This window comes from Streptomyces sp. NPDC102402, assembly GCF_044765765.1.
Lineage (GTDB): Bacteria > Actinomycetota > Actinomycetes > Streptomycetales > Streptomycetaceae > Streptomyces.
This window is the reverse complement of record NZ_JBIWKR010000013.1, coordinates 101,833-117,625: the sequence shown is the minus strand read 5'-3', so window position 1 is coordinate 117,625 and position 15,793 is coordinate 101,833. Positions and strand designations below refer to the sequence as shown.

The window sequence follows — 15,793 nt, the reverse complement described above, 5'->3', positions numbered from 1 at the left end:
GGTGCGCAACAGTTCGCTGATCCACTGGTCAATCTGTCCGGTCGAACGCCAGGATGGACGGGCTATCTGTACAGGCTGACCATCAGGAGGCGGATCATGGCGATCGATCATCTCGACGGCCGGCTCATCGTGCTGCTGGCCCGCGAGCCCCGTATCGGTGTACTGGAGGCGTCACGGCGCCTCGGGGTGGCGCGCGGGACGGTGCAGGCGCGGCTGGACCGCCTTCAGTCCAATGGCGTCATCCGGGGCCTCGGCCCGGACGTGGATCCGGCGGCCCTCGGCTACCCCGTCACGGCTTTCGCGACGCTGGAGATCAAGCAGGGCCAAGGCGCGGACGTACGCGCCCATTTGCGGGGCGTCCCGGAGGTGCTGGAACTGCACACCACCACCGGGCACGGGGACATGCTCTGCCGCCTGGTCGCGCGTTCCAACGCGGACCTCCAGCGGGTCATCGACCTCGTGGTCGGTTTTGATGGCATTGTCCGGGCTTCCACAGCGATCGTCATGGAAAACCCGGTGCCCCTGCGTATTATCCCGCTGGTTGAGCAGGCTGCAGGGGACACCGACCTGAGCCTACGGAGCAACATGTGAACTTCTGGGAGTATCTGGGCACTCGCCACCAGCAACTGCTCACTGACACGTATCAGCACGCCAGCGCCGTCTTCCAGTGCATGGTCATCGCCACGCTCCTCGGCGTGTTGATCGGTGTCGTCAGTTACCGGAGCGGCTGGGGCGGCTCACTGGCGATCACGTCCACCTCGGCGATCCTGACCATTCCGTCGCTCGCCGCGATCGGTCTGCTGATCCCCCTGGTCGGCCTCGGGGTCCCGCCCACCGTCATCATCCTGACGATGTACGGGCTGCTGCCCATCGTCCGCAACTGCATCGTCGGGCTGCGCGGGGTCGACCCGTCCCTCGTGGACGCCGCGAAGGGCATCGGCATGTCCCGGACCCGACGCCTGCTCAAAGTGGAACTGCCCCTCGCGTGGCCGCCGATCCTCACCGGCATCCGGGTCTCCACCCAGATGCTGATGGGCATCGCCGCCATCGCCGCCTACGCCTCGGGCCCCGGACTCGGCAACGAGATCTTCCGCGGCCTCGCCTCACTCGGAAGCGCCAACGCCATCAACCAGGTCCTCGCCGGCACGATCGGCATCGTCATCCTCGCCCTGCTCTTCGACGCCGCGTACGTTCTGCTCGGGCGGCTCACCATCCCTAGGGGGATCCGTGCCTGAGACCGCCGCCGCATCGACGGAGTCGGCGCCGCCGCGCCCCGCCACCTCGGGCGCGACCATCCGGCTGGAGAACCTGAGCAAGTCCTACCCGGGCAGCCCCACCCCCGCCGTGGACGACGTGTCCATGGACATCAAGGCGGGCGAGACCGTGATCCTCGTCGGCCCCTCCGGCTGCGGGAAGTCCACCACACTGAAGATGATCAACCGTCTGATCGAGCCGACCTCCGGGCGGATCAAGATCAACGACGAGGACGTCACCGACATGGACCCGGTGAAGCTGCGCCGCAAGATCGGCTACGCGATCCAGTCCTCCGGCCTCTTCCCGCACATGACGGTCGCCGAGAACATCGCCCTCGTGCCGAAGATGACGGGCTGGTCGAAGTCCGGCGTGAAGGACCGCGTCGAGGAGATGCTCGACCTGGTCGGGCTGGACCCCCGCGAATTCCACGGACGCTACCCGCGCCAGCTCTCCGGCGGCCAGCAGCAGCGTGTGGGGGTGGCGCGCGCCCTCGCCGCCGATCCCCCGGTGCTGCTGATGGACGAGCCGTTCGGCGCGGTCGACCCGATCACCCGCGACCACCTGCAGGACGAGCTGATCCGTCTCCAGCACGAGCTGCACAAGACGATCGTCTTCGTCACCCACGACTTCGACGAGGCGATCAAGCTCGGCGACCGCATCGCGGTGCTGCGGGAGCGTTCGCACATCGCGCAGTTCGACACCCCCGAGGCGATCCTCACCAACCCCGCCGACGACTTCGTCTCGGGCTTCGTGGGAGCGGGCGCCGCCCTGAAGCGGCTCAACCTCACCCGCGTACGGGACGTGGGCATCGCGGACTTCCCCACGGTGACCGTGGAGGACCCGCTCCAGTCGATCTTCAACAAGCTGCGGGCCGGCCAGCACAACGAGCTGCTCATGCTGGACCGCAACAACCGCCCCTACAAGTGGCTGCGGCGCGGCGACCTGAGCCGGGCCAAGGGTTCGCTGGCCAGGGCCGGGCAGCTGGTGCACGACACGGTGACCCGGGACGCGACGCTGCACGACGCGCTGGAGGCGGTGCTGACCGACAGCGGCGGGCGGGTGGCCGTGACGGGTCGACGGGGCGAGTTCATCGGTGTCGTCGACATGCACACCCTGATGAACTCCGTGCAGGAGCTCCTGGAGGCCGACCGGCTCACCGCGATGGAGCACGAGCACGACCTGGAGGAACTGCGCGTCCACCGGACGGAGCACGAGCTCGAGGGGGGTGACGGCGGGCTGTGACCCCCAGTCATCAGGCACCCCCCAAGGGGGAGCGGCCCTCCGGGGAGCACGACGTGGGAGGCCACGCCTTCCGTGACGAGGAGGCGGAGCCCACCCCGCCGCCCGCCGCTCCCCCGCGCCGCATCACATGGAAGAAGCTCGTGGTGGTGCCGGCCGTCTGCGCGGTCGTCCTCGTCGTGACGTATCTCTGGATCTCCAACGTCGACCTCGACTCGATCGCGGAGAACTCGCTCGCCGGCGACAACGTCGAGGTCCGCTGGTGGCAGCACGTCAGACTGACCGCGATCTCCACCTTCTGGGTGCTGATCATCGCGCTCCCCCTCGGGATCGCGCTGACCCGGCGGGGCGTCAAGAAGGCCGCCCCCCTGGTCACGGCCCTCGCGAACATCGGCCAGGCGACCCCCGCGATCGGGCTGCTGGCCCTGCTGGTGATCTGGCTGGGCATCGGCCCCTCGACCGCCATCACCGGCATGGTGATCTACGCGGTCCTGCCGGTGCTCTCCAACACGGTGGCGGGCCTGAACCAGATCGAACCGACCCTCGTGGAGGCGTCCAAGGGCATCGGCATGTCGGCGATGGGCACCCTCACCAAGGTCGAGCTGCCGCTCGCCGTGCCGCTGATCCTGGCGGGTGTACGCACCGCCCTCGTGCTCAACGTGGGCACCGCGACCCTCGCCACCTTCGGCGGCGGCGGCGGACTCGGCGACCTCATCACGTCGGGGATCCAGACCCAGCGCATGCCCGTGCTGGTGCTCGGCTCCGTACTGACGGTGGTGCTCGCACTGCTGGTGGACTGGCTGGCCTCGCTGGTCGAACTGTGGCTGACGCCGCGAGGACTGGAGGAAGCGTGAGGGTACGTACGGGCCTGGCATCGGCGGCCGCGCTCGCCCTCCTGCTCACGGGGTGCGGGCTGAAGAGCGGGTCACCGCTGGTGGACGAGGTGGAACCGGGGTCGGTAGGCGAGGGACAGCCGCTCAAGGGCGCCTCGCTGACGGTGACCTCGAAGAACTTCAGCGAGAACATCGTGCTGGGCCAGATCATGGGCCTGGTCTTCAAGGCGGCGGGTGCGGAGGTCCTGGACCGGACGAACCTGCCGGGGTCGATCAGTGCGCGCGAGGCGGTCGTCAAGGGCGACGCCGACGCGCTGTACGACTACACGGGCACGGCGTGGATCACCTACCTGGGTCACGCCAAGCCGATCGTCGACCCGCAGAAGCAGTGGAAGGCCGTGCGTGACGAGGACATCGGCAACGGGGTGACCTGGCTGCCGCCGGCCACCCTCGACAACACGTACGCCCTGGCCATCAGCAAGAAGAACAACGCCAAGTACCACCTGAAGAACCTCTCGGACGTGGCCGCGCTCGCCAAGAAGGACCCGAAGGCCGTCACCATCTGCGTGGAGAACGAGTTCGCCTCACGCGACGACGGGCTGCCCGGCATGCAGAAGCACTACGGGATGAAGCTGCCTGCCGCCAACATCAAGAAGATGGACGCGGGGATCATCTACACCCAGGTGAATACCGGCGGCTGCCTGCTGGGCGAGGTGTACACCACGGACGGCCGGATCAAGGCGATGGACCTGGACGTCACGAAGGACGACAAGCAGTTCTTCCCCAACTACAACGCCGCACCCCTCATCCACACGGCGACCCTGGACAAGTACCCGGAGATCGCCGGACTGCTGGCACCCGTCACCAAGAAGCTGACGACCTCGCTCGCACAGGAGCTCAACTCGAAGGTGGACGTGGGCGGGGAGGACCCGCACGAGGTGGCCCTCGACTGGCTGGTGAAGGAAGGTTTCATCCAGGAGGGCTGAGCAGCCCGCCGCGCACCGACGCCGGTGCCCGTCCCGCATTGCGCGGGACGGGCACCGGCGTCGGTGCGTGGAGCCACGCCGACGACATGCAAAGGAAGTGCTGCAAAAAACTCCTTGCAAAGGGTCCTTTGCAAGATTATGGTCATGCCATGCCGTCGAACGATCCGGGTGAACCCGCCCCCGGTACACCAGAGCTGAAAGTCCATCACGTCGACACCCGCACGCTCCGCGGGCTCGCCCACCCCCTGCGCATCCGCCTGCTGAACGCCCTCCGGGAGTTCGGCCCCGCCACCGCCTCCGGGCTCGCCGAGCGTCTCGGCGAGTCCAGCGGTGCCACCAGCTACCACCTGCGCCAGCTCGCGACCTACGGCTTCGTCGAGGACGACCCCGAGCGCGGCAAGGGGCGTGAGCGGTGGTGGAAGTCCGTCCACACGGGCAACACCTTCAGCACCAGCGGCTTCCTGGACCACCCGGACGCCGAGGTCCGCGGCGCCGTCGGGGTCGTCCTGCACGAGGTCGCCTCCACGCACACCCAGGAGCTGAACACCTGGCTCGGGACGATGCACGAGTGGCCCCAGGAGTGGCGTGAGGCCTTCGACCTCAGCGACTTCAAGGTGCGGCTCACCCCGGAACTCTCCCTGGAACTCGCCCAGAGGATCCAGGACCTGGTGAACAGCTACCGGGGCCGCGTCCCCGACGGCACCGAGGGATCGGCGGTCGTCCGCACGCACGTGCACGTCTTCCCGCGCCCGGCCGAATGAGGAGACCATCGCCATGCACAGTGACATCCACCTGATGCTCCACACCTACCGTGCCGCCGAACTCCGCCACGAGGCCGCTGGATTCCACCCGGCACGCCCCGGCTTCCGCCACCGCGTGGGCTGGACGATGATCGAACTCGGCCTCAAGCTGACCCAGGCACCTCCCGTACGAGCCCGCGCGCCACGGGCGGTGTGACCGTGGAAGGGGGGAAACGCACAACCGTGGACGGGGAGAAACGCACACCGCGCCGCACTCCGCTCGCGGCCGTCCTCGCCGCCAACTCGATTTCCACGGCCGGGACTTCGCTGACCCTCATCGGCGTACCGTGGTTCGTCCTCGAGACCACGGGGAGCGCCGGAAAGGCGGGGGTCGTCGCCTTCTGCGCGACCCTGCCGATCGTCGTCGCGGCCCTGGTCGGCGGGCCCGTCATCGACCGCGTGGGCCGGCGGCGGGTCGCCGTCGCCTCCGACGCGGTCTGCGGAGCCGCCGTCGCGGCCGTCCCGCTGCTGCACTACGCGGGAGCGCTCCACTTCTGGATGCTGTGCGCCCTGATGGCGCTCAACGGGCTGGCCCACACGCCCGGCAACACGGCGCGCTACGTCCTGGTGCCCGACCTGGCCGAACACGCGGGCACCACGCTCGCGCGCGCCGCGAGCCTCTTCGACGCGGTGTCACGCGGCGCCCGCATGGTCGGCGCCGCACTGGCGGGTGTGCTGATCGCCGTCGTCGGGGCCGAGACCGTGCTCCTGCTGGACGCCGCCACGTTCACGCTGTCCGCACTGCTCGTCGCGGCGGGCGTGCGGGGGATCCGCGCGGCCGAGCCCCGCAGGGCCGCGGCCCCGGTCTCCCTGCGCGCGTACCGCACAGAACTGAAGGAGGGATACGCCTACCTGCTGGGCAACCGGCTCCTGCTCGCCGTGGTGGTCATGGTGATGTTCATGAACGGCACGGACCAGGGGTGGAACGCCGTACTGCTCCCCGTGCACGCCGAGGGCGAGCTGGGCGGCGCGACCGACCTCGGTCTGCTCACCGCACTGTTCGGCGCGGGCGGGCTGGCGGGTGCCCTGCTGTACGGGGCGGTCGGGCACCGCTTCTCGCGGCGGACCGTGTTCGCGGTGTGCGTGGTGCTGTGCGGAGCCCCCCGGTTCGTGGTCGCGGCCCTCACCGGGACGACGCTTCCCCTCGCGGTCACCATGGCGCTGGGCGGCGTCGCCGGCGGCATGCTCAACCCGATCCTCACGACGGTGACGTACGAACGTGTCCCCGAGCAGCTGCGGAGCCGGGTGTCCGGCGCGCTCACGGCGGGCTGCGAGCTCGCCATGCCGGTCGGCGGCCTCGTGGCAGGCGTGCTGGTCGAGGGCACGGGGGCGACGGGGGCACTGCTGGCGATGGGCGCGGTGTACTTCCTGGCGACACTGAGCCCGCTGGTCTTCCCCGCCTGGCGCACCATGGGAAGCCCGGAGCCCCAGGTCAGCAGCTCGGAACCGAGCCGCCCTGATCCAGTGCCCGCAGCGAGGACACCGCGCTCTCCAGCGTCGTGACGGGGATCAGCCGCAGCCCTTCGGGCCTCTCCGCCTTCGCCTGCTTGCACTCGGCCTTCGGTACGAGGAAGACGGTGGCGCCGTCGCGCCGGGCGGCCTGCGTCTTGAGGGAGACCCCACCGACCGCGCCGACCTCGCCGTCGGCCTCGATGGTTCCCGTGCCCGCCACGGTGCGCCCGCCGGTCAGATCTCCGCCCGAGCCGTCGCCGTCCAGCTTGTCGATGATCCCCAGCGAGAAGAACAGGCCGGCGCTGGGACCGCCGACGTCGGCGAGGTGCAGGGTGATGTCCACCGAGCCGGGCTTCCTGTCCAGGTAGTTCAGGGCGGCGTCGACGGCGACGTTCTGCGACTCCGCCATGTCCTGGAGGTTGTGCTGCTCGATCTCCTTCTCGGAGTCGCCGGTCGGATAGACCGAGTCGCGCGGCATGACCGCACGGTCGGCCCTGAACCAGCTGTCCACCACGTCCCCGATGCCGATGTCGGCGGTCGGCGCGGTCGCGAGGATGGTGGTCATCAGCAGCTTGCCGTCGGTGGGCTGGGTCGGCGCGCCCTTGATGGTGATGACCGGCGCCCCCTTGTCCTTCCCCAGGACGTCGGCGGTGGTGCCGGGCTGAGCCACGGTGAACGGCAGCGGCGCGAAGGCGGCCGTACCGAACAGGGCGAGGACGGGCAGCGCGCAGAGGGCGAGGGTGCGGGGGCGGGAGAGACGAATGGCCACCCGCCCAATCTATCCGCCACGCCCCTCGGGCCCCGACCGCCCCAGCCCGGGCGGGGCGGGCGGGGGCTCGTCCTAACGGAGCGCGTCGGCGACTTCGCGGGCCGCGTCGAGGACCCTCGGCCCGACCCGTTCCGGCACGGCGTCCGCGAGCATGACCACGCCCACGCTGCCCTCCACCCCCGAGACTCCGACGAGTGGTGCCGCCGCCCCGCAGGCACCGGCTTCGAGCTCGCCCTGGGTGAGGGTGTAGCCCGGGTGGTCGACCGTCTTCTGCCGGGCGGTGAGGATCGCCCGGCCCGCGGCACCCCTGTCCAGGGCGTGACGGAAGCCGGCCCGGTAGGCCACGTGGTAGTCGGTCCAGGTCGGCTCGACGACGGCGACCGCGAGCGCGTCCGCCCCGTCGACGAGCGTGAGGTGTGCGGTGGCCCCTATGTCCTCGGCCAGGGAGCGCAGCGCGGGCAGTGCCGCCTCCCTGACCAGCGGGTGCACCTGCCGGCCCAGGCGCAGCACACCCAGGCCCACCCGGGCCCGGCCGCCCAGGTCACGCCGGACGAGCGCGTGCTGTTCCAGGGTGGCGAGCAGTCGGTAGACCACGGTGCGGTTGACGCCGAGTTTGTTCGACAACTCGGTGACGGTCAGGCCGTGATCGGTATCGGCGAGCAGTTTGAGGACACGCAGTCCCCGGTCGAGCGTCTGAGAAGTCTCCGCGGTCACGACGCCCTCTCCCTCGTGGTGAGCGGGGCGGTTGTCTCCGGGGTGCCGACGCCGGTCCCACGGCGACGCACCGAGAGGCCGCCGACTGGCCATGGCACCGGCTGCGCTCCGCGGCCACACTGCCACGGGGCGTTCATGTTTCGGGGACATTAGCGAGGGAGTCCGCTCAGCGGAAGACCTCGTCCAGAATCCGGTCTCCCTCCGGAGCGGCGCCGCATTACCGCCGGTCAGCGGCGGACCGTCCGGAACCCGAACATCTACGCGCGTTCAAGTCGGGTGACACCGCGGCAACGCTCCGTGCATCACACGTGAACGATTGTTAACCCACCGTGAATAAGCGCGGCAAAAATATTTCTCCCTGGCGCTCACCACACCCGCACGCGCCCACCCGAGAGCCGGTGCGCGCCCCACACCCACCGCCCGCCGGGAAGCCCGGCCCCCCAGTCGCGTGTCCACCCTGCCGCGAGCCCCAGCACGTCCGCCCCTATAGCCCCGCTGTGCCTGCGCTACACCTCCTCCACGCGTGCGCCGCAATTGATCATTCGGTTCGTGGTCAACTCTTGAGGTAACTGTCGGACTCGCTTGACGGATTAATTCGCCGCACACCCAGGACAACACGGACGTACGGGAATTATCGGCACGATGGGGAGGGTGACCGTCAATGGCATGGGATGAATGGGAACAACTGAAATCCGAGGCGGCCGAGAGGGATTCGACACGGATGCAGTTGAACCAACTGCCGCCGGAAGCGGGTGGCGGGCCGCCGCCGCAAGGCGACCTGAAGGTGAACCAGCAGGATCTGGCGGCGATCGGAAATGCCGCGTACAGGCTGTACGGAGACCTCGAGAAGGTCGGTGACCATGCCCGTGCCTCCACCCAGAAGGCCGCCGGAACCCTGAAGGCGGAGACGTTCGCCCTGGGCGGGGCCCTCGATCACGTGGCCGCGCGCTGGATCGAGCAGGTCCGCTCCCTGCAGGACGCCTGCGCCCACATCTCCAACCACCTCGACTTCACCAAGGGCGCCCACGCGGGCGACGAGGTCTACATCGCCACAGTGGTCAGCAACATCGAAACGCTCGACAAGGGATTCAACGAAAGGTCCGGCAACTGATGGACCTCGATTCCCTTAGATTCGCCAACTTCTCCGATCTGAGCACGGCCATCACCGACTGGGAACAAATGGTCACGAAGCTCAAGGTCCTCCAGGGTGACGCGAAGGACAACCTCAAAGCGAAGTCCGACAAAGCCGACTGGGCCGGTGACAATGCCACCGTCACCCGCTCATTCGTGGACAAGACGGCTGGCGAGTTCGCCGATGCCCACACTCAGGCAGAGACGGTAAGAAGGATTCTCGCCGATACTCTCGGTGAACTCACGAGCTATCGGGATCAGATGAAAGCCGCCATCCATCGCGGCGCACAGAAGAACCTCACTGTGCGTGACACTGGGGACGGCGGCTTCACCGTCACCATGAACATCCACCCCGATCGGGCGGCGAAGGGCACCACGGTGCCCGAGCACACCCAGGGGGACGTGGACACGTTCCGGGACGAGATCCAGCACATCCTGAGGAATGCCACAGAGAGCGACACATCGGCGGCCAAGGTGCTGACGCTCCTCGTCGACCAAGCCGAACACGGTTTCTCCGACGCCAGTTACAAGGACCGGGATTCTGCGGCCAAGGCCGTGGCAGAGGCGGAAAGGGTGGCCAAGATTCTCAAGAAGGACCCGCACGATGTGACGCTGACCGAGCTGAACACCGTCAACAGCACCTTGGCCACGTACAAGAGCGACCCGCTCTTCGCCGAGCGGTTCGCCACCCAGGTTGAACCGAAGAAAATCCTCGAGTTCTACGCCGGAGTCGCCGACCCTTACCAGAGCATGGGGCGAGACCCGAAGTTCTATGAGCAGGCGAAGCAGCTCCAGAAGAACCTCGGTATCACCCTGGGAACGGCCACCCTCTCCGACAGCGACACGATGCAGGGCTGGGAAGCAAAGATGGTGAAGCTGGGCCCGGACCGGCTCGGCATCGACGACGCCAACGACCCCACCGGCTTCGGCGTCATGTCCAACCTCATGAGGTTCGGCGACTACGACGACCAGTTCCTCAACCAGTACGGCGACAAGCTCATCACGTACGACAAGGAGCGCAACGTCGAGGACAACAGCCCCTGGGTGAACAACTGGAATCAGGGCGACCTCAACTTCTACGGCAAGCACGACCGGGGCCGCGACCCGATGACGGGCTTCATGGAGGCCCTGGGCCACAACCCCGACGCCTCGACGCAGTTCTTCGCCCAGCCGGAAGGCGCGGGGAAATCGGTCGACAAGGACGGCGAGGTCAACGAGCACCTCAAGTACCTGACGCAGGACCGTATCTGGCTCGCGGACCCCACCCACGACGGCGACAGCAAGGTCAATGCCGGGAAGGACTCGCTGGGCCACGCACTGGAGTCCGCCACCACGGGTTACGCGTACGACTCCGATCCCATGTCCGGCAAGGACCCCCTGATCCCCGGCAGTTTGGACCACCGGACGGCTGCGACGGCGGGAGTCATGGAGCAGGTGGCATACCTGTACGGGAGCGAGAAAGGCCCCGAGATGCTGCACAAGCAGTCCGAACTGGCCGACAGCCTGGGCAAGATGGGCGCCGCGTACATCGACGACATCGACTACAGCCTGTCGGGAATCGGCGACCACTCGAAGGATGACGGGTCGTTCCCCGCCAAATACGAGGGACGGGCGAACTTCGGCAACGAGGGCGCAATCAGCTTCCTCAGCGTGCTGGGACAGAACGAAACCTCTCACGGTGTCGTCACGGCGGCGCAGCACCTGTACACCCTGAGTGCCCTGGACGCCCACCCGGCCACGAGCGAGGCAAACTTCGACTACGCCCGGGACGCGATGGTAACGGGGGCCGAGGCACGCGGCATCCTGGACAACTCGCGTGTCGAGCAGGCGGAGAAGACGTACAAGGACGACTCCGAGGAGGCCAACAAGTCCCTTGGACGGTCCGGGGACTGGGTCAAACTTGGCGCCGGAGCAGTCGTGGCGGGTGGCATTGCAGCGATTCCGTTGCCCGGCACCACCGCGGCCGCACTGGTGATCGCACCGCTCGCGGCGGACACCGTCGGTGAAGCCGTCAACACGTTCATCGGCCATGAGGTCGACAAGAGCATCGACGACGCCGAGCAGGACCACGCCGAAAAGGCTCAGGTGACCAGTCAGGAGTTCTACAGCAAGGGTGTCGACGACTTGGGTGCCAGCTACGACACCTATACCAAGGACCACCCCGCGGCCGCCGAAACGGGCGACGACCAGAACTGGAAGGAAGAGATCAAGGCCAGCTACCTCGGTACGGGATCACATCAGAACGACTACCGCGGGCGCGCCCCGTACTAAGGACTGATCATGGATACAAAGGGCCGTGTATCGGTGAGACCAACACTTCGCCGGGCCGTCTGCGTGGCGCTGATGGTCGGCGGGGCCGCAGCATGCTCCGACAGTGAGGATGGGAGTGTGAAGCGCCCTGAGGTCCTCTCGGCGTCCCAGGTCTGCGACAGCACACTGTCCGCGGCAGGCGCAGCCGCACTTGAGCGCATCGGGGGCAAGGACGGGTACACCGAACTGGAGGATCCGGTTAGGTGGTCGCTGAAGGCGGCCGCGAAACGCCTTCGGGAGCCCGCAGTATCCGGCTATGAGTGCAACCTGTACCGGGAGGGCGACACGAGCGGACGTCCTTTGATGACCGTCGGGTTCACGGCGAGGGAGAGCCACCCGGATCCGGTCGAGTCGGCAAAGGACAAGGACTATGACCAGCTCTTCTACCCTCTCGGGGTGTACGCGTCCGCAACGGGTGACCTCGCCACTTCCCTGTTCTTCGCATGCCCTACAGGTCGGGCCGAAGGCAGCGCCCCTTATGTGAAGGCCGAGATGTACTCGGCGAAGAACATGATGAACGCCGGCAGCACGGGCAAGGACCGCATGACGATCCTCAACGACGTCTCCCGCGCCCTGGCCGAGCAACTGGGCTGCGCCGCACAGGCGAAGCTGCCCACCGAGGTCCCCGACGCCCTGCCCGGGTAACACCGCGGCCCCGGTGCGAACGCGGATCACGCCGCCTCCGCACCGGGGCCGTCAGGGTGGGCTCACCGCATCCGGGTGGCCCATTCCTGGACCTTCTTGATCCGGTCCTGGATCTGTCCGGCCGTCGCCTCCGCGCTGGGCGGTCCGCCGCACACGCGCCGTAGCTCGGTGTGGATCACCCCGTGCGGCTTGCCGCTCTGGTGGGTGTAGGCCGACACCATGGTGTTGAGCTGCTTGCGGAGCTCCAGCAGCTTCTTGTGCGTGACCACGGGCCGGTCCTCGGCCGCCTTCTCCAGGAGGTCGGCCTCCGCGGCCGGCTTCTGGCGGCTGTGCGCGATCTGCCGGGTCTGCCGCTTCTGGAGCAGCAGCTGCACCTGGTCGGGTTCGAGGAGGCCGGGGATGCCCAGGTAGTCCTGCTCCTCCTCGCTGCCCGGGTGCGCCTGCATACCGAATTCGGCGCCGTCGTACAGCACCCGGTCGAAGACCGCGTCGGACTCCAGCGCCTCGAAGGGCAGCTGCTCCTCGGTTTCCTCGTCCTCGAGCTTCTCCGCGTCGGCGAGGAGCTGGTCCTCCTCGGCGAAGGGGTTCTCCTCGTCGCTGCCCTTCTTGGGCTTGTCGAGGACGTGATCGCGCTCGACCTCCATCTCGTTCGCGAAGTCGAGGAGCATCGGGATCGTCGGCACGAAGACGGAGGCGGTCTCGCCACGCCTTCGCGAGCGTACGAAACGGCCGACGGCCTGGGCGAAGAAGAGCGGGGTGGAGATCGTCGTCGCGTACACGCCGACCGCGAGACGCGGGACGTCGACACCCTCCGACACCATGCGGACCGCGACCATCCAGCGCGATCCGTCCTCGCTGAACTTGTCGATGTTCTTGGAAGCGGCCTTCTCGTCGGAGAGGACCACGGTCGGCTTCTCGCCGGTGACCGACTTGAGGATCTTGGCGTACGCGCGCGCCGACTCCTGGTCCGTCGCGATGACCAGCCCGCCCGCGTCCGGAATGCCCTTGCGCACCTCGGTCAGCCGCTTGTCGGCGGCGGACAGCACGTTGGGGATCCAGTCACCGGTGGGCGAGAGCGCGGTGCGCCAGGCCTGCCCGATGGCGTCCTTGGTCATCGGCTCACCGAGCCGCGCGGCGATCTCGTCCCCGGCCTTGGTGCGCCAGCGCATGTTGCCGCTGTAACTGAGGAAGATCACGGGACGGACGACCCCGTCGGCGAGGGCGTTTCCGTAGCCGTAGGTGTAGTCGGCCGAGGAGCGGCGGATGCCGTCGTTGCCCTCCTCGTACGCGACGAAGGGGATCGGGTTGGTGTCCGACCGGAAGGGCGTGCCGGTGAGCGCGAGCCGCCGGGTCGCCGGGTCGAACGCCTCCTGGCACGCCTCGCCCCACGACTTCGAGTCACCGGCGTGGTGGATCTCGTCGAGGATCACGAGCGTCTTGCGCTGCTCGCAGCGATTGCGGTGCAGCATGGGGCGCACACCGACACCCGCGTACGTGATCGCGACCCCGTGGTACTCCTTGCTCACGGGTCCGGCGCTGTACTCCGGGTCGAGCTTGATGCCTATGCGGGCGGCGGCCTCCGCCCACTGCTTCTTGAGGTGCTCGGTGGGCGCCACGACGGTGATCTGCTGGACCACGTGGTGGTGCAGCAGCCATGAGGCGAGGGTCAGCGCGAAGGTGGTCTTCCCCGCGCCGGGGGTCGCGACGGCGAGGAAGTCGCGCGGCTGGTCCTGGATGTACCTGTCCATCGCACCCTGCTGCCAGGCGCGCAGCTTGCCGGCCGTACCCCAGGGGGCGCGGCCGGGAAAGGCGGGTGAGAGGTGGTGGGAGGCGGTAGTAGTCACGGTCTCCGGTTCGGCACTCGGGTACGTGGGGCGCTGGCCGTACGGACCGGAGACCGGCCCGTACGCGATACGACAACCGGGCCACCCTACCGGCGGTCGGGGCGGAACCCCCTATGGATCAGCCGTGGCCCGGTACTGCTGAGACCCTCTTCACAGGAGACGCCTGCGTGGCGGACCCGGGAAGCCGTTCCGCGACAGACCGGCCTCCGGTTCGGCTCCTCAGCGGCATTCAGCGCGTGATCCGCTGCCTCGACGAAGAGGCGGGAGTGTCCTTCACCCGGCCCGCGACCCACACCCCCACCAGCGCCACCGCCGCCATCGGCAGGAACACCACCGTGAACGCCCCGGGGTGCGCGACGGCGGCCTGGCTGCCGACCGCCCCGTGGGCAGCCGCACCCACCGCGCCGCCACCGAGCGCGGCGAACGCCGCACCACCCGCGGCGAGCAGCAGCGCGTTGGACAGGCCGTCCGAGATCTGGAGGGCGGCAGAGTTGGCCCCCGCCTCCTGCGGGGCCGACAGCTTGAGCAGCAGCACACTCGTCGACGCGATCACGATGCCCATGCCGAAGCACCCCACCCCCCAGACCACGGCGAGCGTCCACACCGGTACCGCCTCGATCAGCACGCTCGGCGCGGCGAGGATCGACAGCGTCACCAGCACCATGCCCGCCACCATGAGCACCCCCCGGTGGGGCCCCAGACGGGGCCGGGCCAGGACGTACGAGCCGAGCGCCCAGGTCAGCCCCCCGGCGGCCAGGGAGAGGCCCGCCAGCGTCGGGGACAGGCCGCGCTGGGTCACGAGCATCAGCGGGACGAAGGACTCCGCGACGATGAACGAGCCGGCCGAGATCCCCCTCAGCAGGATCACGGCGGGCAGCCCCCGCTCGGCCCGCAAGGTCCCCCGGGGCAGCAGCCCACGCACGGCGGGGACGAGCAGCGCGGCACCGGCCAGCGCCGGAACCAGCGAGACCCACCGCAGATCCTGCCCCGCGTACTGGAGCAGCGCGGCGCCCGCCGAGATCCCGAGCGCGAGCCGGATGCGGCGCCGGTCGAAGGGCTCCGCCGCGGCCTCCGCGTCCGTGGCCCCTCCCGCCATCCGCCGGATCGCGGGCAGCGCGAGGCCCAGCGGCAGGACGATGAGCACCGGGATGCCGACGAAGACCCAGCGCCACCCGAGGTGCTCGGTCACGGTCCCCGAGGCCAGCGGCCCGACGACGGACGGGACGATCCAGGCGGCCGAGAACGCGGCCATGATGCTGGGCCGAATCCGCTCCGGGTAGGCCCGCCCGATGACCACGTACAGCGCCACGATCACGAGCCCGCCGCCGATGCCCTGGACGGCCCGCCCCAGGATGAACATCCACATGCCGCCGGCCGTCCCGGAGAGCAGCAGCCCCGCCCCGAAGGCCCCGATGCCGGTGGCGAGCGGGGCGAGCGGTCCACGCCGGTCGGCCCACTGCCCGGAGAGCACCATCGCGAAGAGACTGGTGGTGAAGTACGCGGAGAAGGCGAACGCGTAGAGCGGGATGCCGTGCAGCTCCCTGGCCGCGACGGGCATCGCCGTGCCGACGGCGGTCGCCTCGAAGGCGATGAGCAGGACGACGGAGACGATGCCGATACTGAGCGCCCGGTAGGTCCGCCCGAGGACCCCTTCCGCCGGTTCGGCGACGGTTGTCTCGACGAGGGCGGCGGTGACCTCGGCGTCATGGGGTTCCAGGGCAGTCATGGCGTCCAGCGTAAGGGTCATTTCCTCAGGTGACCCCTGTCGGTGGGCGGGATCCAGCTGGTCCCTTCGTCTTAGGCCCCTGAGCCGTTC

General features: G+C 68.8%; 15 protein-coding genes. 11 read left to right on the top strand and 4 right to left on the bottom strand.

All coding sequences use genetic code 11. The annotated features are described in order from the left end of the window. The first annotated feature begins 96 nt into the window (after positions 1-96). The 8 genes from ACIRJR_RS29295 (at position 97) to ACIRJR_RS29260 (ending at position 6,615) form a co-directional block, all read left to right on the top strand. Positions 97-591, top strand: coding sequence for an Lrp/AsnC family transcriptional regulator (locus ACIRJR_RS29295; RefSeq protein WP_403786113.1), 495 nt, complete (start codon positions 97-99; stop codon positions 589-591). Then, positions 588-1,235, top strand: coding sequence for an ABC transporter permease (locus tag ACIRJR_RS29290; protein WP_403786111.1), 648 nt, complete (start codon positions 588-590; stop codon positions 1,233-1,235). Before ACIRJR_RS29295 ends, ACIRJR_RS29290 begins: the two co-directional genes overlap by 4 nt. Next, positions 1,228-2,496, top strand: coding sequence for a betaine/proline/choline family ABC transporter ATP-binding protein (locus ACIRJR_RS29285; protein WP_403786109.1), 1,269 nt, complete (start codon positions 1,228-1,230; stop codon positions 2,494-2,496). Before ACIRJR_RS29290 ends, ACIRJR_RS29285 begins: the two co-directional genes overlap by 8 nt. Further along, positions 2,493-3,347, top strand: a complete 855-nt coding sequence (locus ACIRJR_RS29280) for an ABC transporter permease (protein ID WP_403786107.1) — start codon at positions 2,493-2,495, stop codon at positions 3,345-3,347. Before ACIRJR_RS29285 ends, ACIRJR_RS29280 begins: the two co-directional genes overlap by 4 nt. Continuing rightward, positions 3,344-4,312: a glycine betaine ABC transporter substrate-binding protein gene (locus ACIRJR_RS29275; RefSeq protein WP_403786105.1), complete on the top strand. Its 969-nt coding sequence runs from the start codon at positions 3,344-3,346 to the stop codon at positions 4,310-4,312. The genes ACIRJR_RS29280 and ACIRJR_RS29275 overlap by 4 nt, the downstream gene beginning before the upstream one ends. A 149-nt stretch (positions 4,313-4,461) precedes the next feature. After that, complete coding sequence (locus ACIRJR_RS29270; RefSeq protein ID WP_403786103.1) at positions 4,462-5,073, top strand: ArsR/SmtB family transcription factor; 612 nt, start codon at positions 4,462-4,464, stop codon at positions 5,071-5,073. Positions 5,074-5,086: 13 nt separating this feature from the next. Beyond that, entirely contained in the window at positions 5,087-5,269 is a 183-nt protein-coding gene (locus ACIRJR_RS29265; RefSeq protein ID WP_403786101.1) for a hypothetical protein, read from the top strand. Positions 5,270-5,295: 26 nt separating this feature from the next. Beyond that, entirely contained in the window at positions 5,296-6,615 is a 1,320-nt protein-coding gene (locus tag ACIRJR_RS29260; protein ID WP_403786099.1) for an MFS transporter, read from the top strand. Here the strand turns inward: ACIRJR_RS29260 and ACIRJR_RS29255 are convergent. Both ACIRJR_RS29255 and ACIRJR_RS29250 read right to left on the bottom strand, forming a co-directional pair. Continuing rightward, positions 6,545-7,333 carry a S16 family serine protease gene (locus tag ACIRJR_RS29255; RefSeq protein WP_403786097.1) on the bottom strand — a complete coding sequence of 263 codons (789 nt, stop codon included), beginning with the start codon at positions 7,331-7,333 and terminating at the stop codon, positions 6,545-6,547. The genes ACIRJR_RS29260 and ACIRJR_RS29255 overlap by 71 nt on opposite strands. A 72-nt stretch (positions 7,334-7,405) precedes the next feature. Then, on the bottom strand, positions 7,406-8,047 hold the full coding sequence (locus ACIRJR_RS29250) for an IclR family transcriptional regulator (protein ID WP_099172898.1): 642 nt from the start codon (positions 8,045-8,047) through the stop codon (positions 7,406-7,408). Positions 8,048-8,708: 661 nt separating this feature from the next. On the opposite strand from ACIRJR_RS29250, the gene ACIRJR_RS29245 reads away from it, so the two are divergent. From ACIRJR_RS29245 to ACIRJR_RS29235, 3 genes are all read left to right on the top strand, one after another. After that, positions 8,709-9,158, top strand: coding sequence for a hypothetical protein (locus ACIRJR_RS29245; RefSeq protein ID WP_403786095.1), 450 nt, complete (start codon positions 8,709-8,711; stop codon positions 9,156-9,158). Then, positions 9,158-11,449: a hypothetical protein gene (locus ACIRJR_RS29240; RefSeq protein ID WP_403786093.1), complete on the top strand. Its 2,292-nt coding sequence runs from the start codon at positions 9,158-9,160 to the stop codon at positions 11,447-11,449. Before ACIRJR_RS29245 ends, ACIRJR_RS29240 begins: the two co-directional genes overlap by 1 nt. A 117-nt stretch (positions 11,450-11,566) precedes the next feature. Beyond that, positions 11,567-12,133 (top strand): hypothetical protein, encoded by a 567-nt coding sequence (locus ACIRJR_RS29235; RefSeq protein ID WP_403786091.1) that lies wholly within the window; start codon positions 11,567-11,569, stop codon positions 12,131-12,133. Between the two features lie 62 nt (positions 12,134-12,195). On the opposite strand, the gene ACIRJR_RS29230 is transcribed toward ACIRJR_RS29235, so the two are convergent. Both ACIRJR_RS29230 and ACIRJR_RS29225 read right to left on the bottom strand, forming a co-directional pair. Further along, on the bottom strand, positions 12,196-13,977 hold the full coding sequence (locus ACIRJR_RS29230; protein WP_403786089.1) for a DEAD/DEAH box helicase: 1,782 nt from the start codon (positions 13,975-13,977) through the stop codon (positions 12,196-12,198). 229 nt (positions 13,978-14,206) lie between these two features. Then, entirely contained in the window at positions 14,207-15,703 is a 1,497-nt protein-coding gene (locus ACIRJR_RS29225; RefSeq protein WP_403786087.1) for an MFS transporter, read from the bottom strand. Between the last annotated feature and the right edge of the window lie 90 nt (positions 15,704-15,793).